We start from the raw sequence: 19543 nt of genomic DNA on the forward strand, positions 1-19543 counted from the left end.
CTAGCAGGGCCGGAAAGTTTAGCGGAATAACTAAAAATTGACCACGAAAGCCGATTGACCAACGGTAACTGCCTCTCTATACTTCGCCGCCATTGAGCCCTGATGGCGGAATTGGTAGACGCGGCGGATTCAAAATCCGTTTTCGCAAGAAGTGGGAGTTCGAGTCTCCCTCGGGGCACCAAGTACATATCTCAAGATGCCGCTCAATGCATCTTGAACCCAAAAAAACCGGCCACTTGAGCCGGTTTTTTTGTGCCTGTCCGAATACCTATTCGCTCTGAATCGGCCCCTTGGTTCCGGCATCGGTATCCATCCACACATCTTCATTCTTCAGGCGTCGATCACCTTGAATGGTGAACAGCAGCGTGCCCTGACGAAATTGCAGGGCACCATCCGTGCGTTTGGCTTTGACCTCTTTGCCGTTCACCCACACATGCTCTTTGGCATCAATACGAATGGTGGCGACTGTCGCGCCAGTATCGCTTTTGGCCGTCCACTGTCCGGCGTAGGGGGTTTGTTCCTTGGCGCTGTCAGCAGCAGCGGCGGGTGTGTAAGGGTCGGCAAATCCGGCCTTGGCGTTTTCCGCCTTGCTCTTGTGGATATCGCATCCCTGAAGCTCGGTCATTTGGGTACAGCCCGATTGCTCAAGCTGCTGGCGATACTTTTCATTGATGGCATGGGCCGGGGACTGGACGAACAGCAAAGCCATCAGTGCCGGCCAAACGAACTTGTTCATTGTGTGCTCTCTTCTGATCAAATCTCTGTGCTTAACAATAGTCCGGCTGCAAACACCTGTTAGGCAAAATCGGTCTGGCAAGGCTTGTGCTCAAGCCGTCCCTCGTCAGTAAACAATCTCACTGCGGATGGCCTGTATCACGATGTTCGACAGCCGCTCGGTCAGCGGGTCCGGGGTTGCCTCGCGGCGATGCAACGTGAGGGCTATCGAGGGCAAGGCTGGCAAGCCGCGGTCGCCGGCCTGCAGCAGCTCGGTACCTGGCTGCAGGCCCAGGGCCGTGCGAATGGTGTAGCCCAGGCCGGCTTCGGTCGCCGCGGATAGGCCATTGAGGCTGGAGCTGGTGAACGACAGTAACCAGGGAATCCCTTCGCGGTTGAGCGCTTCGGTGGCCATCGAATGAAAGGGACAAGGCGCGTCGAACGCGATAATCGGCAACGGTGTGCCGGACTCGGCGCGCCAGTCGAGGTACTGGTGCGATGAGCCGATCCACTGCATGGGCAGGTCCGCCACCACTTCCTGATACCCGGTGGTCCGCTCTGCCCCCCAGGCCACGGCGAGATCCAGGGAGCCGTTTTCGATGCGGCTGAGCAGATCGCCATTGCGCGCGATGCGGGCTTCGACCCGAACATCGGGATGGGCCCTGGCGAAGCGGCCCAGCACCGTGGGCAGGAAGCTGCCCAGGTCTTCCTGAAGCCCCAGACGCACCCAGCCTTTGAGCTTGAGCTCGGACACCGCGGTGATGGTTTCATCGTTGAGGCTTAAAAGCCGCCGGGAGTAATTCAGTAGCACTTCCCCGGTGTCCGTGAGTGCCAGCCTGCGACCGGCCTTCTTGAACAAGGGCGAACCCGCCTGGGCTTCGAGTTTCTTCAACTGGGCGCTGATGGCCGATGTCGAACGAGCGAGCTTTTGCGCCGCCTTGGCAAAACTGCCCAATTCGACCCCTGTGACGAAACTGCGCATGACATCCAAATCGAAATTTACTGGTCTCATGACAATCCTGTTTTTTGGGACTAACACGCAAAATTATTTGATATTCGAGACGATACTCCCATGAGAGTCTTTTGACCCACAACTATTTAACTAGTGGGATTCTTATGCCTGTAGATAACGGTCACCGTTGGAAAGTGCTCGGCGTCGGCGTTGCGGCCAACGCCAGCTTTTCCAGTGTGGTGGGTGGACTGCCCGCTACAGCGGTCTATATGCGCGCCACCTATCAGCTGGACAACGCGGAGCTGGGGCTGGTCCTGGGGGTGCTCGGACTGGGCATCGCCATCAGCGAAATTCCCTGGGGGCTGCTCACCGATCGCTGGGGGGATCGTCCGGTTCTGCTGACCGGGCTTTTGACCTCCGGCATAGCCTTGCTGATCCTGGCCATGCTGGCCTTTTATGCCCCCACGGTGGTCCTGCTGGCGGCGGGGCTGTTCACCGTGGGCCTGCTGGGCAGCAGCGTCAACGGCGCCAGCGGCCGGGCCATCATGGCCTGGTTCAAGGAAGGCGAGCGCGGGCTGGCCATGAGCATCCGGCAAACCGCTGTACCCGGGGGTTATGCCTTGGGCGCGGTGGTGTTGCCCTACCTGGCTCATACCTACGGTTTTATCGAAGTATTCACGGCATCGGCGCTGTTCTGCCTGGTGGCCGCCCTGTTTGCCTGGTTATGGCTGTATGAGCCGGACTTCTCCAGCAGCGCGGCAAAAAAACAGAGCCTGGAGAGCAGCAACAGCCCCTTGAAAGACCCGAGAATCTGGCGAATCGTCCTGGCCATCGGCCTGCTCTGCGCCCCGCAATTTGCCATTCTCACTTATGCGGCGGTGTTCTTTCATGACTTCGGCAACATCAACATCACCCTGGTTTCCGCGACTCTGGCAGTCATCCAGATTGGCGCGATCGTCAGCAGGATCTGGAGCGGACGCTGGACCGACAAAAACAAGAACCGCCGCAGCTACCTCAAGGCCTGCGCCTGGTTGAGCACCCTGACCTTCCTGGCCTTGAGCGGGACGGTATCGGCCGCCAGCTTCTATGGCATCAGCCAAACCCCGCTGGCCAGCGCCGTGATCATCGGTGTGATGGTCGTCGCCGGGATCAGCGTGTCCGCCTGGCACGGTGTTGCCTACACCGAACTGGCCACACTGGCCGGCGCCAGTCGCGCCGGTACCGCCCTGGCCATGGGCAATACCTGCGTGTTTGTGGTGCTGTTCGCGACCCCCATCGCGGCCTCCGCCCTGATGACTCATTTTTCCTGGAGCCTGGTGTGGTTGGCAGCCGCCTTCTGCGCCCTGTTGACCGTACCGCTGTTTCCTCGTGTTGAAAAAAACTACGCGCTGGAACTTGGCTCGGCTTGAAGTTGCTGTTCATAAAAGTTTCACAACTATAACGCGTGCCATACAACTTTAAGAACGGCACGCGTCGCGCACTGACTTATATACGCCAACTGCCTAACCATTCGATTAACTAGTCCGATCTTATTCCATGGAGGAAACCAATGATCCCGCTATTTATTTTTGAAGCCGGTGAAAAGTCGCAACTACTGAGTCTTCTTGAACAAGTCCAGCTATCGCCCTACAAGAACTACAGCGACTTCTCAGAAGCAATAAAAGAGCTGCACTCCCAGGTTCCACAGCGTTTTGTAAAGGCCTGCCAACTCATCAGCGATGAACGCGCTCGCCATCAGCAGAAGATCCACGTGATCCGCAACTGCCCCATGGACCAAGTCATCCCCGAGTTGGACCCGGACGATCCAGTCAGTGACAAACACCTGAAAAAGAACAAGTTCATCAGCGAAGCCTTTCTCGAACTGTTCGCCCAACTGACAGGCACTCCGCTGCTGTCCTACGAAACCAGAAACCAGGGTGACTTCTTTACCGATGTCATCGCGATCAAGAAATACAGCGGACAACTCACCGGCTTCAGCGACAGCGAACTGGTGTTTCACAATGACCGCACCGCCCATAAAGTCCGGGCCGACTACATCACCCTGCTGGGCATGCGCTGCCCCGATGATGACCTGATCTACACCGGCTACATCGACGGCGCGGACATCGTGAACAACCTGGAACCCAAGCACATCGCCTACTTGCGTGAACCACACTTCTATACGGTTTTCGATGTCTTCTCACGGGACATGAACAAACAACTGAGCACCTCCGAGAAACACCCGATCCTGAGTAACCTTCACTCCATTCGCTTCCTCGACACCATGACCTGCGTGGCTGAAGAAGCACCGCTCGAAGCGCGGGATGCCTTCATTGCTTTCAAAAGTGCAATGACCCGCTCTCAATGCAAGCGCCATCGCATTCTCACTGGCGACCTGCTGACGTTCGCCAATCAGGATGGCCTGCATAACCGGGAAAAGATCGACATCCTCAATCCTGAGAGTGCTGCTGCGCGCTGGCTGTTGAAGACCTATGCCTTCAAAGACTCCCGCACTGCCGAAAGTTACGAAGCGTACTGGGCCAATAACCGGGCCGGCTGCGTCATCGACTAAGTTCACCGCTAAAACAATAACTTCATTATCAGCATGACCAGTCAGGGTGATTTAAATGCGCCTACACGCATTCTCCAAACGGGTTGAAAACCTTGAGCTTTCGGAAACTTACGCCATTTTGGATATGGTGCGCAGCCTGCGTGAGCAGGGGGAAGATATCGTCGATCTCGGCGGTGGTGAACCTGACTTCAGGACGCCCAATCATGTCGTAGATGCTGCCGTTGAAGCACTGTCAGACGGTGACACTCATTACACACCCAGCCGTGGCACCAAGGCACTGCTGGACGCCGTAGCCCATAAATACAAGACCGAACATGGGCTCGATCTGGCCGCCGACAAGAACATCATTGTCACGCCATCGGCAAAGCACGCGCTGTTCATCACATTGATGACCTTGCTGGACCAGGGCGATGAAATCATCATCCCAACCCCCAGCTGGGTGAGCTACAAGGCCATGGCGGCCATGGCCGGTGCCACCGTCAAGGCCGTGCCGCTGGACGGCAAAAACGGCTTCATGCTCGAAGCCGACGCCCTGGAACAGGCGATCACGCCACGCACCAAAGCCATTCTGATCAACAACCCCAACAACCCCACCGGCCGCGTGCTGACCCGCGAAGAGGTCACCGGGGTGGTGCAGGTGGCGTTGAAACACAGGCTGTACATCATTTCCGATGAGATCTACGAAAAGGTCATCTACGGCCAGGCCCGACATATCAGCATCGCCAGCATCGAAGGCGCCCAGGACATCACCGTTACCATCAGCGGCTTTTCCAAAGCCTACGCGATGACCGGATGGCGCCTGGGGTACGTCGTCAGCTGCGAGCGCATTTCCAATGAGCTGCTCAAAGTCCATCAGCACACCGTCGGCTGTGCGGGCTCCTTTATTCAACGCGGCGGCGTTGCGGCCCTCAAAGGTTGCCAACACCGAATAGCCGACATGGTGACCTCCTATCAAAAGCGCCGCGACCGGCTGATTGAAGGCCTTCAGAGCATTGCCGGCATCCAGTGCGTAGCCCCCGAGGGCGCACTGTATCTGTTTGCCTCCATCGCCGACCTGGGCTTTGAAAACTCCCTGGCGTTTACCCGCTGGCTGCTCAGCACCGCGAAAGTCGCCGTCACCCCAGGCACCGCCTTTGGTGAGGGGGGCGAAGGCTATATCCGACTGTCCTTTGCCGGTAGCGATGAAGCCATAGACGAAGCCATCAGGCGCTTTCATCAAGCCTTCAAATAATTGCCCGCCCTTTGAACCGTCATCACATACAAACAGGAGTCAGTATGTCTCTACGACACATCACGCCTTCGTCGCCTGCACACCGTATCGCTATCATCGGCAGCGGCCCCCGTGGTCTGTCTGTGCTGGAGCGCCTGGCCGCGCTCATGCTCATGGACGCCCCGCTCAAACAAGTCATGGTCTATCTGATCGACAGCGCGCAAATGGGCTCCGGCCGGGTTTGGCGCACCGATCAACCACGCCACTACGTGATGAATACCGTCGCCGAGGAGGTTTCGTCCTTCTCCGGGCCCTTGGACGACGGCCCGATCAGGCCGGGCGCCGGGCCGTCGCTGGCACAGTGGTGGAGCTCCGTAGACCCGGCCTACCCGGGCCCCAATGCCTATGCGCCGCGCGCGGTACATGGCGAGTACATGCAATTCGTCCTGTCGACCATCGAGGCCAGCTTCACGCCGAACATTTCGCTGCAGCGCGTACCGGCGGTGGTCGTCGATCTGCTCAACGAGGAAAACGTCCAAACCCTGGAGCTGGATAACGGGGCTTTTCTCCAGGTCGACAAGGTGGTCATCGCCACCGGGCACCCAACCCCCGAGTTGATCGGCTGGGAAAGGGAGCTGCAACAGTTCGCCCAGCAGACGACCGGGCTGGAGTTCTTTCGCGGCGACTCCGCAGCCGACATGCCGCTGTCGCGAATCCAGTCTGAGCAGCAGGTGGGAATCGTCGGCCTGGGCCTGGCGTTCCACGACATCGTCGCCGCCCTGACGGTCGGTCGTGGAGGTCGCTTCAGCGTTGTTGACGGTGTCACCACCTACATCCCGTCGCACCGTGAACCCAAGCTGTTCGCCGGCTCCCGCAGCGGCATGCTGATCCCCGCCAGGGGCCGCAACCAGAAAGGCCCGAACTTTCAGTACCAACCGCTGTGCATCACCCGCGACAAGATCGACGCGCTGCAAAAACGCGGTCACATCGAGTTCGCTACCGAAGTGCTCCCGCTGTTGCTGGTGGAAATCAACATCGTCTACTTCGCCACCGCCATACGGGCCCAGGCGGGGCAGGCAGCCGAACAGCAGTTCAAGCATCGCGTGGCGCAACAGCAACTGTTCTCGTTGCCAGCCCTGGTCGCCGCGGCTGCCGATTTCGGCGTGAGCGACCTTCCGGTCCTGGAACTGGACCGACTGGCCAAGCCGTTCCGCGCCCAAGAGTTCCACAGCCCGGCAGACTTTGCCCTAGCCCTTGATCGGGTGCTGGAAGACGACTTGTGCAGCGCCCGCGAGGGCAACGTCGACAACCCGATGAAAGCCGCCCTGGATACCATTCGCGATACCCGCGCCCTGATCAGGAGCGTGGTGGATTTCGGCCGGCTGACTCCCCGCTCGCATCAAGAAGATTTCCTGCAGTACTACGCCCCTACCAGCCTGTTTCTCACCGCGGGGCCGCCCCTTTACCGCACCGAGCAAATCCGCGCCCTGATCGCTGCGGGGGTACTGACGCTGGTGGGACCTGAAACGGTCTATGGCATCGATACCCAGCACCGCAAGTTCAGCATCGAATCCCCTCGGGTCCGTCACTCCAGGCAATTGATCGATGTGGTCATCGACGGCCGAATCCCTTCGCCGGACTTGCTCCGAGACCCATCACCGCTGACCAGAAACCTGGTGCGGCGCGGGTACTGGACCAACTACATCAACCAGGGGGTCGACGAGGCCTTCGTCACCGGCGGCGTTGCCGTCACCCCCGGCCCTTATCACCCGATCGACCGCGCGGGCCAGCCCATCAAGGGGCTCTACGTCCTGGGCCTGCCTTCCGAGCACACCCGCTGGTTCATGCAGGCCGGCAGTAGCCGCCCGGGCTTCTGGACCGACTTTGCCCAGGATGCCCACTACGTGGCGTCCGATGCACTGCAGTTGGCCTACGCCCAAGCGCCTGTGGCAATCACTGAAGTGGCCTGATCGGCCCCTCATTTAAAGGAATGAATGATGTCTGCAAACAAAGCACTGCTGGTCATGGACTTCATCAATGAAATTGTCCATCCCGAAGGGGTTTATGCCCGTGAAGGCTATTACCAACAGACCCAGGAACGTCGGGTGCTGGAAAAGGCCGCGTCGGCCCTGAACTACGCCCGCAGCAATCACCTGCCGATCATCTTTATCGTCGTCGGTTTCAACGCCCACTATGAAGGCTTCCCCCCGCACTCCCGAGTCTTCGCTCCCGCCAAGGAGCATGGCGTCTTGAAGTTGCAGACCTGGTCGACCCAGGTGCACGACGACCTGCGCCCCCGCGAGGACGAAATCGTGATCGCCAAGAGCCGGGTCAGCCCGTTCTATCAAACCAACCTGGAATTGATACTCCGCACCCAAGGCATTGAAGAGTTGGTTCTGACAGGGGTGTCGACCGAACACGTCATCCTCGCCACCACCCTCGACGGGCATGACAGGGACTTCAAGATCACCGTTCTGGAAGATGCCTGCGCGGCGGTGACCCAGGAGCGTCACCTGGCGGCGATAGAAAGAATCTCCCGCACGGCAAACATCAGCTCGACCTTCAGCTTCATCACCTCTTCTCTATAACAGGCGCACATCCATGAACCCGACAGTTTTCAATCTGCTGAATGTATCCAGCGAGCCGGATTCGATCCAATGGTCGACTCATCAACAACTGGGTCGCAGCGGCGCCAGTATTCACACGCTGTTCGAGTGCCAGGAGAGTGCCCAGCGCATTGCCCTGATCCGTTGCGAAGCAGGCGCCAGCGCCCAATCTCACCACCACCACGGCCATGAAACCTTTCTGATCCTCGACGGTGACTTTGAGGATGAAAACGGGATTTACCTCAAGGGCGACCTGGTGATTTACCCGCCAGGCAGCACCCACGCCTGGAAGTCCTCCAAGGGCGCGTTGATCTATGCCACCTGGGGAGGCGCCGTGACCGCGAAACCAGCGCCAGCCGCCGAGGCCGCCAAGCATGCCGCCTACGACAACAGCGTCTATGACGGTCGGCACTTGATCTGAAACCGTCGGCCATTTCTTTTGGGGTAAATCATGGGTTTCAAGCTTGACGCAAAGTTGCTTTTTCTAAGCAGCGATCCTTTGAAAGTGTCACGGCAGTTGGGGGGGCAAACACTGACCCTCGAGGAGGCACAGCCCCTGCGCGATGACATTTCAACGGATGAAATAACGCCGATTCCGGTGCTGGCTTTCTTTGACCAGCGGCTGGGTTCATACCCTTATGTCGGCCTCAAGACGGGCCCGGTGCTGCCTATCGGCAAGGACGATGTCGCCTCCGGAGGCTTTACAGTGAGCGTGGCGGGCACCCGCTACGGCAAAGGTTCTTCCCGCGAGCACAGCCCGCTGGCGGAGAAAAAAGCCGGCATCCGCCTGGTCATCGCCGAAAGCTTCGAGCGCATCTACCGACAGAACGCCGACAACATCGGGCTGCTGACCTCCACCGACTTGTCCTTGGTGCCGCGCTTGCAGGCTGGCGAGGAGCTGGCGCTGGAGGAGCTGATCGGCAACAGGGATGCGCTGTCCACGGCCATTCTGCGCAGCGGCGGGCTGCTCAACTACGGGCGCGAACATTTGCGTCAGCAGCCGGACCAGCCCGCAGAAGCATCGCCGCAGCAGCCCACCGGGCCCCTGACTTTTGCCGAGAAGATCATTCATCGGCATTTGCTCAAGGCCCCCGGCGCCGAACGCGTCGAGCAGGGCGCCGGCATTCTGCTGAAGGCCGACTGGCGCTTTATCCACGAGTACTACACCGGGCTTTGCGCCCATTTGCTCCACGATGCCTTCGGCGAACGCTTCTCTGTGTACCAGCCGGAATCGATCCTGGCGTTTGAGGACCACTTGTCCTACAAGCACCGCAGCCCGGCGCACCTGCAACAGAGCCTGGTGGGCGAACTCGATGGCTTGTCTCAAGCCCATCGGGACTTCGTCGCCAAGCATCGACTCAGCGCCCACGGCTATCTGCCGGCCGAAGGCAGCGAGGGCATCTCCCACGCGATGATGGCCGAGCACTATGCCCTGCCCGGACAAGTCGTGGTCGGCACCGACTCCCATACCCCCCACAGCGGCGCACTCGGCTGCCTGGCGTTTGGCGTGGGCACCACCGACATGGCCAACGCCTTCATGACCGGCTCGGTCAGGACCGTGTATCCACAGGTGCTGCGCATTTCCCTGGTCGGCCGCTTGTCCGCCGGCGTGACCGCCAAGGACCTGGTGCTGGCCCTGCTGGCCGATAGCCGGATCAAAGCCGGCCACGGCGTCGGCAAGATCTTCGAATTCGGTGGCCCGGCCCTGGCGTTCCTGTCTACCGACGAACGCACCACCCTCACCAACATGACAGCGGAGCTGGGTGGTTTCAGCGGGATCGTCGTGCCCGATCAAGAGACCGTTCGTTTTCTCAAGGAGCGACGCCAGCTCGACTTCGTGCTCGAACCCTGGATGACCAGCGACCCCGAGGCGAAGTACGCCGACACGATCGTCCTCGACTGCGATCAGATCCTGCCGATGATTGCCGCTCCGGGCGACCCCGGCAACGGACAGCGCCTCACCGACCTGACCGAGCGGGTCAGGGTCGATATCGCCTATGGCGGTTCCTGCACCGCCGGCAAGCGCGATGACTTCGATCATTATTTCGAGGTGATCAACTGGGCGCTGGAAAACGACCTGCGGCTGCATCCCGAGGTCAAACTCTATTTGCAATTCGGCACCGTGGATGTTCGCGACTACTGCGAGGAGCAGGGTTACCTGCCGGCCTTCGAAACCTTTGGCGCGCAACTGCTGCAGCCGGCCTGCGGCGCCTGCGCTAACTGCGGCCCTGGTTCATCGACCCACCAGGAGCAGGTCACCGTCAGCGCCATCAACCGGAATTTTCCGGGGCGCTCCGGTCCAGGTCAGGTCTGGCTGGCCAGCCCGCCGACCGTGGTCGCCAGCGCCATTGCCGGTTACATCACCTCGTTCGGCGCCCTGCAAACCCGACACAGTGCCGCCACCTCGGCAGCCTCCAAGCCCGGCCAGCGCGATCCCGCGGACCGGCGACCGGCTCTGGCTCACTGAAAACGACAGGAGGCGGATTGATATCCGCCGTCCTTTCACCGCTGCGCGCACCAAGATCCTGCGGCGCCATCGTCAGCCGTTATGGCCAGCGCCCCAGGTCAGATAGCTCCCGAATGAGCCGCCGAAAAAATCTCAACTGATTACCGACTTTTCCTTATTACAAACTTGATCGAGATCAACGGCCGCCAACTGCCCAGCCCTAAAAATGACCGGAGGACATTGAACGCAACTACAGGCCCCCCTCCCATGAGTGAAGAATCCACCGCCCTGCCCGTGCCTCCCGCCCCAGCGCAAAACGCTCCGGCCACAACCAGCCCTGCCAGCACCAAGGCTGCTCCACGCAAAGCGGCTACGCCGCGCCCTCGCCGCCCACGCACAACCAAGACCGCCCCGGTGAAAGCCGCCGAAGCCGAAATCAACGCCATCAGCCAGAAGCCCATGGCCCTGCAAGTGGCCAGCGCGCCTCGCGGTTCCAATGAAGACAGCGTGTCCGCTGCGCTGCCGGGCAACTATCCGTATCGCAACCGCATGCGCCGCGCCGAGTACGAAAAGGCCAAGAACGAGCTGCAGATCGAGCTGCTCAAGGTGCAGAGCTGGGTCAAGGAAACCGGGCAGCGCATCGTGGTGCTGTTCGAAGGCCGTGATGCGGCCGGTAAAGGCGGCACCATCAAGCGCTTCATGGAACACCTCAACCCCCGTGGCGCGCGGATCGTGGCCCTGGAAAAGCCCTCGGAACAGGAAAAGGGCCAGTGGTACTTCCAGCGCTACATCCAGCATTTGCCCACCGCCGGGGAAATGGTCTTCTTCGACCGCTCCTGGTACAACCGCGCCGGGGTCGAACGCGTGATGGAGTTCTGCTCGCCCCTGCAATACCTGGAGTTCATGCGCCAGACCCCGGAGCTGGAACGCATGCTGTGCAACAGCGGCATCCTGATGTTCAAGTTCTGGTTCTCGGTGAACCGCGAAGAACAGTTGCGGCGCTTCATCTCACGCCGGGACGACCCGCTCAAGCACTGGAAGCTCTCCCCCATCGACATCAAGTCCCTGGACAAGTGGGACGAATACACCGCCGCCAAGCAGGCGATGTTCTTCCACACCGACACCGCCGATGCACCGTGGACGGTGATCAAGTCCGACGACAAGAAGCGCGCGCGGATCAACTGCATCCGCCATTTCCTGCATGAGCTGGACTACCCGGGCAAGGACCTGAAAGTCGCCCACGCCCCGGACCCACTGCTGGTGGGCCGCGCCTCCCGGGGGCTGGAAGAAGATGAGCGCACCCAGGCCCAGGCGACGGCGGACGTCGGCGCTACAAAACTGGCCCTGTCAGCCTGAGCATCACTGCAACACGCTACGGGGCGCCAACCTTGAGGTTTACGCCCCGTTCGCCACCTCCCCTCCTTCAAACGGTTTGATCACCCCACCTCCACTGAAACCGCCTACACACCGCGGCCCCCATGACCGAACCGTGCAGACAAACGCTGTCCTTGCGCGCCGCCAACGGATTGTTCATTCGTCAGCAACCCCGCAAAATCGCGACCGCGCTTGCGCGCCATACATGCCCAATCATCAAGGACTCGATCAATGCCCACCGTTGCCACCGCGCACTACACCCAACTGCCTCCCGGCGCCATGGCCTTTCCCGACGCCAAGGACGTGTTCGTCGCCGACCAGCAAGAGCTGGCCGAACACCTGCTGCCGCTGCTGTCCATAGACGCCAGCCTGATCAACCCCGAATGGTCCGGGCGCCTGCACCTGTTAAGCCCCATCGAACCTCACGAGGGGTTGGTGGGCGAGTTGACGGAACACTGCGGCTTTGGCAGCGAGCTGCTGAAAACCAACTGGATCGGCTTCAAGATCGAGCACGGTCGCTACCGCCTGTGCGGCGACCCGCGCTACTTCTTTCTGCACCCGGACAACGCCCAGTTGCCCGAACCACAGCGTAACTTGCGCAGCGAGCTGCAACGCCATTACGCCGAGCAGCATGCCGCCTACCAGACCGCGCGCCAGCGCTACCAGCAATTGGGCTACCTGACCTGGCCGGAAGATGACGAGCAGCGCCTGACCTTTATCGATGAGATCGGCGGTGTCGCCGAGGGTTACGGCAATTGGGTGGAAACCGTGGAGTTCCCCATGGATATCGTCGAGGCCACCGATGACAGCGGCGACATCGACGTCTGGCCTTTGAGCCCCGCGGGCCGGCGCTTCCAGCACGTACTCGGGGCTCCGGCTTACCACTATGGCATCAGCGGCGCCGACCTGATCGTGATGTTCTATGAGCCGGTGGAAGGCCTGGTGCTGTTCTGCTTCGACTGGTCCTGAGCCGCAACGGATTCAGTGTTCCCAGGCTGGGATCGGCCGGCCTGGGCGCTCGAAGGACTTCGCAAGGCCCTTCGGGCCTTGTCGCAGCCTGCGGCAGCGGCTACAGCGGCAACTCCACCCGCGCTTCCAACCCACCGCCTTCACGATTGAACAGGCGCAACTCGCCGCCATGCTCGCGGACGATGGCCCGCGCCGCCGACAGCCCCAGGCCCACGCCACCGGTGCTCTTGTTGCGCGAACTCTCCAGCCGGTAGAACGGCGCAAATACCTGCTCCAGCGCCTCGGGCGCAATTCCCGGGCCACGGTCCAGCACCCGCACCCGCAATTGATCGGCGCCCTGCTCCAGCACGATGGCCGGCTCGCCCCCGTACTTGATCGCGTTATCCAGCAGGTTGGTCATCACCCGCTTGAGCCCCAGGGGCCGGCCGCAATACACCAGGCGCGGCGGGCCGCTGAAAAGGATCTCCATGGACTGGTCGCGATAGTCGTCCACCAGGGTCTGCAGCAGCTCGGCCAGATCGAAATGGGTGGCCTGTTCCAGCCGTGCATCGTCGCGAAAGAACTCCAGGGCCGAATTGATCATGGCCTGCATTTCGTCCACATCACGAAACAGGCGCTGCTGCTGATCGGCATCTTCGATGAACTCGCCGCGCAGGCGCATGCGGGTCAGCGGTGTGCGCAGGTCATGGGAGATGGCCGCGAGCATCTGCGTGCGGTCCTTGATGAAGTGCTGCAACTGCGCCTGCATGGCGTTAAAGGCGAGGATGGCCTGGCGGATTTCGTGGGGGCCCACCGGATCGATGGGCGGCGCGCGAAAGTCCACGGCAAAGCGCCGCGCACCCTGGGCGAACTGCTGCAGCGGCTTGGCCAGCCGGCGCGTGGCGATCAAGGCCACAAGGCCAGTGGAGATCAGCACCAGGGCGATCACGATCAGGTTGCGCGTGCCCTCCTCCAGGCCCCAACTGCGCGACGCCGAGGAAAACATCACCCAACTCTGATCAGTCAGTTGCACCAGCAACGCGTAACGCCCATCCGGGCCCGGCCAGTCACTGGGCTGGTAGGCCTCGATATGTCGCTGGGGCGGTTGCAGCATGGCGCGGATACCTTCCGAGCCGACCCGATACTCCGGGTCGTCCAGCTCAGGCAGGGCAAAGCCCTGGCGAGTCGGCTGCCAGCGGATACTCAGGTGATCACTGCTGACCGCCGCCGCCAGTTGCGGGCGCTGGCCCGGCTCCGAGGCTTCGATCATGCGCACGATGGCCGCGGACTTTTCCAGCAACCCGGTTTCCGCCAGCGGTGGATAGGCCCAGACCCCGGCCAACTGCACGAACAGCGCATTGAACGCCAGGGCGGTGAGCATGGCCATGATGATGGTCAGGGCAATCCAGCGCGCCACGGTGTCGCGCAGTCGATAGCGCCACAGGGGCTTGATCAGCTTCACTGGCGGGTCACGCTGGGGGTGAACAGGTAACCGCCGTTGCGCACGGTGCGAATCATCGCCGGGCGCTTGGTGTCGAACTCCAGCTTGCGCCGCAGACGGCTGACCTGCACATCGATGCTGCGATCAAAGGCGTCATGGGCCTGGCCCCGGGCCAGGTCCAGCAACTGCTCGCGGGTGAGGATGCGCTGCGGGTGCTCGACAAACACCAGCAGCAGGTCGAACTCCCCCGCCGACAACGGAATCATCACCTGGTCCGGCGAGCGCAGCTCGCGGCGGGTCAGGTCCAGTTGCCAGTCGGCGAACTTGATCAAGGGCCGTGGCACCTCGCCGCTCACCGGCCGGCTCTCCCCAGCCCGGCGCAGCACCGCCCGCACCCGGGCCAGCAGCTCACGGGCATCGAAAGGCTTGCTCAGGTAATCGTCGGCGCCCATCTCCAGCCCCACCACCCGGTCGCTCAACTCGCCCATGGCGGTGAGCATGATCACCGGCGTGGCGTGCTGCTGGCGCAGACGCTGGCACAGGGTCAGGCCGTTGTCGCCGGGGAGCATCAGATCGAGGATGATCAGGTCCGGCACCTCGCGCTCCAGCGCCGCCCACAGCGACGCACCATCGGTGGCCACGGCCACCTGATAGCCCTGTTGGACAAAGAATTTCTTCAGCAGCGCGAGGACTTCAATGTCGTCGTCCACGATCAAGAGACGGCTCACCAGCGGACATCACTTCAAGTCGGAGTAAGCGGTTATCTAAAACCATTCGCCGCCCGGCGTCATATATTTCAACGCAGTAACAAACCTTCAGCGGCGCAATAAAGCAGACATCTTTGCGCAAGGTTTGCCTGCCAGCATCGGCTTCCCCTTGCTGGAGAACCCTGACCATGCGCCTGATCAACCCCGCCCCGGCCCCTCTCGTCGCGCAGGATCTGCCCCTGCCGACCTCCGATCAACACGCCCTGATGCTGCTGCAACGGGTGACCAAACTCGCCGACGCCAGCCTGCATTGCCGCGAAGTCAGCCTGCGCCTGTCCGACGACCAGCACTACCTGGTGCTGACCCGCTACAGCGAGCACTACAGCCCCGAAGGCATGGAATGGGTGGAACGCAAGCACCGGGTGTCGGTGACCGAGCTGCTGCGCTGGGTGATCGAACAAGGCCAGCCGCAGAGCATTGAACGCGGCGAAGAGCATAAGGCCTCGGCCTGAGAGAATCGCAGGCGGGGAGCAACTCACCTCCGGGCTCCCTGCGCCTGCACAGACCTTTAAAGCTTCACCTCAACCCGCGCGCTGCCCTTCCCCGGCAGCCGGCCAGCTCCCCAGGCACAAATCATCGACAATCGCCTTGCCCATCTCGCTGAAGTAATGAGCGGCCCAGGCATAGCGGTCATCCCGCTCCAGCGCCGCGTCCCGAGCCAGATGCTTGGCGTGGAACAGCAATTGCGACACCTGCTCCAGGGCTTCGCGCAGCGGCACGTCTGGATGTAGGAGCGAGCTTGCTCGCGATGGACGTTAACGATGTGGCACTGACAAACGCTTTTATTGCGCCGCATAGGTGACTAAATTAGACACATGATCACTGACCTTCCCCCCTTGAACGCCGTCCGCGCCTTTGCCGCCGCCGCTCGCCATGAGAGTTTCAGCCGCGCGGCTGAAGAACTGCACGTGAGCCACAGCGCGGTAAGCCGCCATATCAAACTGCTGGAAGAGCACCTGGGTGTGTTGCTGTTCGAACGGCGCATTCGCCAGTCGGTGCTGACCCCCGCCGGGCAAGCCTTCTATGAACAGGTCAGCGTGGCCCTGACCCAGATCGCCGCGGCCGCGGTGTCACTGCGCCGCGGCGCGGCCCTGCGCAAGGTGACTGTCAATGTGCGGCCGTCCTTCGCGGTGCGCTGGCTGATTCCGCGCTTGCCGCAGTTCATGGCGCTGTACCCGCAGATCCAGCCGGAAGTGGTGACCAGCACCCTGCTCCCCGACCCGGCCAAGGAAACCTTCGATCTGGTGATTCGCCGCGGGCGTTCGGGCTGGGCGCCATCGCTGCAGCCTCAGCGCTTGCTGGAGGATGAAATCCTGGTGGTGGCCGCGCCCTCGCTGTTGCAAAGCGCAGCGCTGAACAGCCCCAAGGATCTGGGACGCCATACCCTGCTGGTCAGTCGTACCCGCGCCAACGACTGGCAAAAATGGCTGGAACACTGCGGTCTGAAGCCACTGCGCCAGCCACCGACCTTGCATTTCGACCATCTGCACTTCGTGCTCCAGGCCTGTGTCGACGGCCTGGGGCTGGCGCTGTGCCCGGCCTCGTTGCTGGCCAAGGATCTGAGCAGCGGCCGGCTGGTCTGCCCGTTGCCGGAACTGCACCAGCCGCTGACCCGCTATTACTACGCGCTCGCCGCCGATGCCGCCCCCGAAGCCCAGGTGTTTATCGAGTGGATGCTGGCGCAGATTCAGCAGGACGCGGTGACTAATCGGACCCAGGTGCCCGCCCGGGCCAGCGGCGCCTGACACGCTTTGTAGAGCCTGTGCATGGATCTGATTTAGGCACATCAGCCGTGCAATTAAAGCGTTTGTCAGGCCGCCAACCGCGGAGCAGGCTGCGCCCCTTCAATGGCTCATTTCTGGAGTGCTCCATGGCAAGTTATGGACTGTTTTTACTGCTGGCCACCCTGACCATTCTCAGCCCCGGCCCCGGGGTGGTGCTGACCCTGTCCAACGCCCTGCGCCACGGCTGGAGCGGGGCACTGCCGGGTATTCTCGGTATCGCCCTGGGCGCCTTTGTGGTGGCGGGGATTTCCGCCAGCAGCCTGGGTCTGGTCCTGGCGGCCTCAACCACCGCCTTTACCCTGCTCAAGTACATCGGCGCCCTGTACTTGCTGTATCTGGGGGTGAAGATGTGGCGCACGCAGAGTTTCATTCCGCCACTCCAGGACACTAAAAGCCGCCCCGGACGGCGCTTTGTCGAGGCCCTGTCGATCCAGTTGCTCAACCCCAAGGCCGGTTTTTTCTTTCTCGCGGTGTTCCCGCAGTTCATCCAGCCGCAAGGCGATTACTACAGCCAGTTCTTTGTGCTGGTGGCGTCCTACAGCCTGTTGGTGATTGCGCTGCACAGCGGTTACGCGCTGATGGCCAACGGCGCCAGGGGCTGGCTGTCCAGTAGCCGAGGGGCCAGGATCGTCGGCAAACTGTCGGGGATGACCTTTCTCGGATTCGGTGTGATGCTGGCCAGCGCCCATAAATAATCGGATACAAAAGCCTTGACCCGGCGCCCGCAGCCGACGTTTCTTCGACATCGGCTGCGCTACCATTGCGCCCCCTTTGCTACCGCTAGAGACCCCGCAGCAGATGCCACTGACTAAGCCCGCCCCTGCCCTGCCCTCCGTTCTTGCCGGCCCGCTGCTGCGCCGCCTGGAGCCAACGCGGCTGGTGCTGTGGCTGGTGGGTTCAAGGGCGTTGCCGCTGACCCTGCGCCTGCAACCCACGGGCGGCCCGGCCCTGGAACGGCCCCTCGATCAGCAGCAATGCCAGGTCATCCCCGTCGGGCGCCAGGCCTTTATCCATCTGATCGATGTGCCCCTGGACGACGCCCTGCCCCAGGACGTGACGATTGCCTATGACCTCTTGATCAACGACGCCGAGGACGGCGCCCGATCCATTGCCGACTGGGCGCCGCACCTGCTGTATGGCGATGCCAGGACTCCGGAGTTCGTGCTCCACAGCCGCATCGACAACCTGCTCCACGGCTCCTGCCGCAAGCCCCATCACCCGTCCACTGATGGCCTGCTCTGCGTCGACCGCCTGCTGGCGCAACAGCCCGAGCCCGCACAGCGCCCCGCCTTGTTGATGATGAGCGGCGATCAGGTGTACGCCGACGATGTGGCCGGGCCCATGTTGCGGGCGGTTCACGCCCTGATCGAGCGCCTCGGGCTGTTCGATGAAGAGTTGGAGGGCGCGGTGGTGGCCGACAGCCAGGCGCTGTACCGCCATGGCGCCAGCTACTACCGACGAGCCGAATTGCTCCCGGCGCTGAAGAGCAATGAAACCCTGCGCGAGCGGTTTTTCGGCGGGGTGAAAAAGCCGATCTTCACCAGCAGCAATGCCGACAACCACCTGGTGACCTTCGCCGAGGTGCTGGCCATGTACCTGCTGGTGTGGTCACCGGTGCCCTGGACCCTGATCGCGCCACAGCCACCGCAACTGACACCGGAACAGCAAACGCGCTACACCCGGGAACAGCAGCGCATCGATGATTTTGTCCAGGGTCTGAAGGGTGCCGCGCGGGTCTTCGCCCACCTGTCGTGCCTGATGATCTTCGACGACCACGACATCACCGACGACTGGAACCTCAGCGCCCAGTGGGAAGAAACCGCCTACGGTCATCCCTTCTCCAAACGCATCATCGGCAACGCGCTGCTGGCGTACATGCTGTGCCAGGGCTGGGGCAACAACCCGGACGCCTTCACCCAACTGCTGGACCACACCCGCGCCTTGAGTGCCACGCCACAAGGCCCGAAACACCTGTTGCAACGTCAGGCCCAGGACGATTTGATCGACCAGTTGCTGCGCTTTGCACAGTGGCAGTACGTCTTGCCCAGCACCCCGGCCCTGGTGGTGCTGGACACCCGCACCCGGCGCTGGCGCAGCGAGTCCAACCTGGGCCAGCCCTCGGGCCTGCTGGACTGGGAGGCCCTGTGCGAACTGCAACACGAACTGCTGGATCACCCCTCGGCGATCATCGTTTCACCGGCGCCGATCTTCGGCGTCAAGCTGATCGAGACGGTGCAGAAAGTCTTCAGCTGGTGCGGTTACCCGCTGCTGGTGGACGCGGAAAACTGGATGGCCCATCGCGGTTCGGCCCAGGTGATCCTGAACATCTTCCGCCACTCGCGAACCCCGGGCAGCTACGTGATTCTCTCCGGCGATGTGCATTATTCCTTCGTCTACGAAGTGCTGATCCGTCACCGCCAGGGCGGCCCGCGCATCTGGCAGATCACCAGCAGCGGCATCAAGAACGAATTCCCCGACACCCTGCTGGAATGGTTCGACCGCCTCAACCGCTGGCTCTACTCGCCGCGCTCGCCGTTGAACTGGTTCACCAAGCGCCGGCGGATGAAGGTGATACCCCACGTGCCCGAGCATGCCGAAGCCGGGGAGCGACTGTGGAATTCGTCGGGGATCGGCCAGGTGTTTTTCAATCAGCAGGGCCAGCCGGTGACCATCCTCCAGCACAATGCCAATGGCGCGGCGCCGACGCGAATGATTGCGCCGAGATAGAATCCGCCAGCGCGCCAGACAGA

Annotated in this window: 18 protein-coding genes and 1 tRNA gene; 14 read left to right on the forward strand and 5 right to left on the reverse strand. The window is 61.7% G+C overall.

Annotated features, from left to right (window positions below; all coding sequences use genetic code 11):
* The first annotated feature begins 96 nt into the window (after positions 1 to 96).
* Positions 97 to 181, forward strand: a tRNA-Leu gene (locus tag KHO49_RS23895).
* Between the two features lie 87 nt (positions 182 to 268).
* Here KHO49_RS23895 and KHO49_RS23900 read toward each other — a convergent pair.
* Entirely contained in the window at positions 269 to 736 is a 468-nt protein-coding gene (locus KHO49_RS23900) for a hypothetical protein (RefSeq protein ID WP_102880822.1), read from the reverse strand.
* 105 nt (positions 737 to 841) lie between these two features.
* A complete protein-coding gene (locus KHO49_RS23905; RefSeq protein WP_102860386.1) occupies positions 842 to 1726 on the reverse strand; it encodes a LysR substrate-binding domain-containing protein in 885 nt (294 codons plus the stop codon).
* 104 nt (positions 1727 to 1830) lie between these two features.
* Between KHO49_RS23905 and KHO49_RS23910 the strand changes: the two genes are divergently transcribed.
* The 9 genes from KHO49_RS23910 to KHO49_RS23950 all read left to right on the forward strand — a co-directional run bounded on the left by KHO49_RS23910 (position 1831) and on the right by KHO49_RS23950 (position 12822).
* Complete coding sequence (locus tag KHO49_RS23910; protein WP_102880824.1) at positions 1831 to 3075, forward strand: MFS transporter; 1245 nt, start codon at positions 1831 to 1833, stop codon at positions 3073 to 3075.
* 140 nt (positions 3076 to 3215) lie between these two features.
* On the forward strand, positions 3216 to 4217 hold the full coding sequence (locus KHO49_RS23915) for a Fe(II)-2OG oxygenase family protein (protein ID WP_249735712.1): 1002 nt from the start codon (positions 3216 to 3218) through the stop codon (positions 4215 to 4217).
* Positions 4218 to 4272: 55 nt separating this feature from the next.
* Positions 4273 to 5448 (forward strand): pyridoxal phosphate-dependent aminotransferase, encoded by a 1176-nt coding sequence (locus KHO49_RS23920; protein WP_213665902.1) that lies wholly within the window; start codon positions 4273 to 4275, stop codon positions 5446 to 5448.
* Positions 5449 to 5492: 44 nt separating this feature from the next.
* Positions 5493 to 7397, forward strand: coding sequence for an FAD/NAD(P)-binding protein (locus KHO49_RS23925; protein WP_213665903.1), 1905 nt, complete (start codon positions 5493 to 5495; stop codon positions 7395 to 7397).
* 27 nt (positions 7398 to 7424) lie between these two features.
* Complete coding sequence (locus KHO49_RS23930) at positions 7425 to 8015, forward strand: cysteine hydrolase family protein (RefSeq protein ID WP_162884085.1); 591 nt, start codon at positions 7425 to 7427, stop codon at positions 8013 to 8015.
* 13 nt (positions 8016 to 8028) lie between these two features.
* Positions 8029 to 8454, forward strand: coding sequence for a cupin domain-containing protein (locus tag KHO49_RS23935; RefSeq protein WP_102860381.1), 426 nt, complete (start codon positions 8029 to 8031; stop codon positions 8452 to 8454).
* 84 nt (positions 8455 to 8538) lie between these two features.
* Complete coding sequence (locus KHO49_RS23940) at positions 8539 to 10500, forward strand: aconitase family protein (protein WP_268562061.1); 1962 nt, start codon at positions 8539 to 8541, stop codon at positions 10498 to 10500.
* A gap of 438 nt (positions 10501 to 10938) precedes the next feature.
* Complete coding sequence (ppk2, locus tag KHO49_RS23945; protein WP_181430861.1) at positions 10939 to 11835, forward strand: polyphosphate kinase 2; 897 nt, start codon at positions 10939 to 10941, stop codon at positions 11833 to 11835.
* A gap of 249 nt (positions 11836 to 12084) precedes the next feature.
* Complete coding sequence (locus KHO49_RS23950) at positions 12085 to 12822, forward strand: hypothetical protein (RefSeq protein WP_110596403.1); 738 nt, start codon at positions 12085 to 12087, stop codon at positions 12820 to 12822.
* A gap of 100 nt (positions 12823 to 12922) precedes the next feature.
* Here KHO49_RS23950 and KHO49_RS23955 read toward each other — a convergent pair whose 3' ends face one another.
* Positions 12923 to 14263 carry a sensor histidine kinase gene (locus KHO49_RS23955; RefSeq protein ID WP_300242051.1) on the reverse strand — a complete coding sequence of 447 codons (1341 nt, stop codon included), beginning with the start codon at positions 14261 to 14263 and terminating at the stop codon, positions 12923 to 12925.
* Entirely contained in the window at positions 14260 to 14970 is a 711-nt protein-coding gene (locus KHO49_RS23960) for a response regulator (RefSeq protein ID WP_047305971.1), read from the reverse strand. Before KHO49_RS23960 ends, KHO49_RS23955 begins: the two co-directional genes overlap by 4 nt.
* A 167-nt stretch (positions 14971 to 15137) precedes the next feature.
* Between KHO49_RS23960 and KHO49_RS23965 the strand changes: the two genes are divergently transcribed.
* Positions 15138 to 15461, forward strand: coding sequence for a hypothetical protein (locus KHO49_RS23965; protein WP_016968355.1), 324 nt, complete (start codon positions 15138 to 15140; stop codon positions 15459 to 15461).
* Positions 15462 to 15530: 69 nt separating this feature from the next.
* On the opposite strand, the gene KHO49_RS23970 is transcribed toward KHO49_RS23965, so the two are convergent.
* The gene (locus tag KHO49_RS23970; RefSeq protein WP_170001464.1) at positions 15531 to 15728 is read right to left on the reverse strand and encodes a DUF3077 domain-containing protein; all 198 of its coding nucleotides are present in this window, start codon (positions 15726 to 15728) and stop codon (positions 15531 to 15533) included.
* Between the two features lie 96 nt (positions 15729 to 15824).
* On the opposite strand from KHO49_RS23970, the gene gcvA reads away from it, so the two are divergent.
* The 3 genes from gcvA (at position 15825) to KHO49_RS23985 (ending at position 19520) form a co-directional block, all read left to right on the forward strand.
* The gene (gene gcvA, locus KHO49_RS23975) at positions 15825 to 16754 is read left to right on the forward strand and encodes a transcriptional regulator GcvA (protein ID WP_110596400.1); all 930 of its coding nucleotides are present in this window, start codon (positions 15825 to 15827) and stop codon (positions 16752 to 16754) included.
* Between the two features lie 125 nt (positions 16755 to 16879).
* A complete protein-coding gene (locus KHO49_RS23980; RefSeq protein WP_110596399.1) occupies positions 16880 to 17488 on the forward strand; it encodes a LysE family translocator in 609 nt (202 codons plus the stop codon).
* 103 nt (positions 17489 to 17591) lie between these two features.
* On the forward strand, positions 17592 to 19520 hold the full coding sequence (locus tag KHO49_RS23985; RefSeq protein WP_213665905.1) for an alkaline phosphatase D family protein: 1929 nt from the start codon (positions 17592 to 17594) through the stop codon (positions 19518 to 19520).
* Positions 19521 to 19543: the final 23 nt, after the last annotated feature.

The sequence above is a fragment of the Pseudomonas sp. RC4D1 genome (assembly GCF_018390395.1).
GTDB lineage: Bacteria > Pseudomonadota > Gammaproteobacteria > Pseudomonadales > Pseudomonadaceae > Aquipseudomonas > Aquipseudomonas danubii.

Coding starts and splice junctions, on each gene's coding strand:
- KHO49_RS23950 (WP_110596403.1), top strand. CDS start 12,085: ATGCCCACCGTTGCCACCGCGCACTACACCCAACTGCCTCCCGGCGCC.
- KHO49_RS23935 (WP_102860381.1), top strand. CDS start 8,029: ATGAACCCGACAGTTTTCAATCTGCTGAATGTATCCAGCGAGCCGGAT.
- KHO49_RS23920 (WP_213665902.1), top strand. CDS start 4,273: ATGCGCCTACACGCATTCTCCAAACGGGTTGAAAACCTTGAGCTTTCG.
- KHO49_RS23915 (WP_249735712.1), top strand. CDS start 3,216: ATGATCCCGCTATTTATTTTTGAAGCCGGTGAAAAGTCGCAACTACTG.
- KHO49_RS23965 (WP_016968355.1), top strand. CDS start 15,138: ATGCGCCTGATCAACCCCGCCCCGGCCCCTCTCGTCGCGCAGGATCTG.
- KHO49_RS23925 (WP_213665903.1), top strand. CDS start 5,493: ATGTCTCTACGACACATCACGCCTTCGTCGCCTGCACACCGTATCGCT.
- KHO49_RS23910 (WP_102880824.1), top strand. CDS start 1,831: ATGCCTGTAGATAACGGTCACCGTTGGAAAGTGCTCGGCGTCGGCGTT.
- KHO49_RS23900 (WP_102880822.1), bottom strand. CDS start 736: ATGAACAAGTTCGTTTGGCCGGCACTGATGGCTTTGCTGTTCGTCCAG.
- ppk2 (WP_181430861.1), top strand. CDS start 10,939: ATGGCCCTGCAAGTGGCCAGCGCGCCTCGCGGTTCCAATGAAGACAGC.
- KHO49_RS23930 (WP_162884085.1), top strand. CDS start 7,425: ATGTCTGCAAACAAAGCACTGCTGGTCATGGACTTCATCAATGAAATT.
- KHO49_RS23905 (WP_102860386.1), bottom strand. CDS start 1,726: ATGAGACCAGTAAATTTCGATTTGGATGTCATGCGCAGTTTCGTCACA.
- KHO49_RS23985 (WP_213665905.1), top strand. CDS start 17,592: ATGCCACTGACTAAGCCCGCCCCTGCCCTGCCCTCCGTTCTTGCCGGC.
- gcvA (WP_110596400.1), top strand. CDS start 15,825: ATGATCACTGACCTTCCCCCCTTGAACGCCGTCCGCGCCTTTGCCGCC.
- KHO49_RS23980 (WP_110596399.1), top strand. CDS start 16,880: ATGGCAAGTTATGGACTGTTTTTACTGCTGGCCACCCTGACCATTCTC.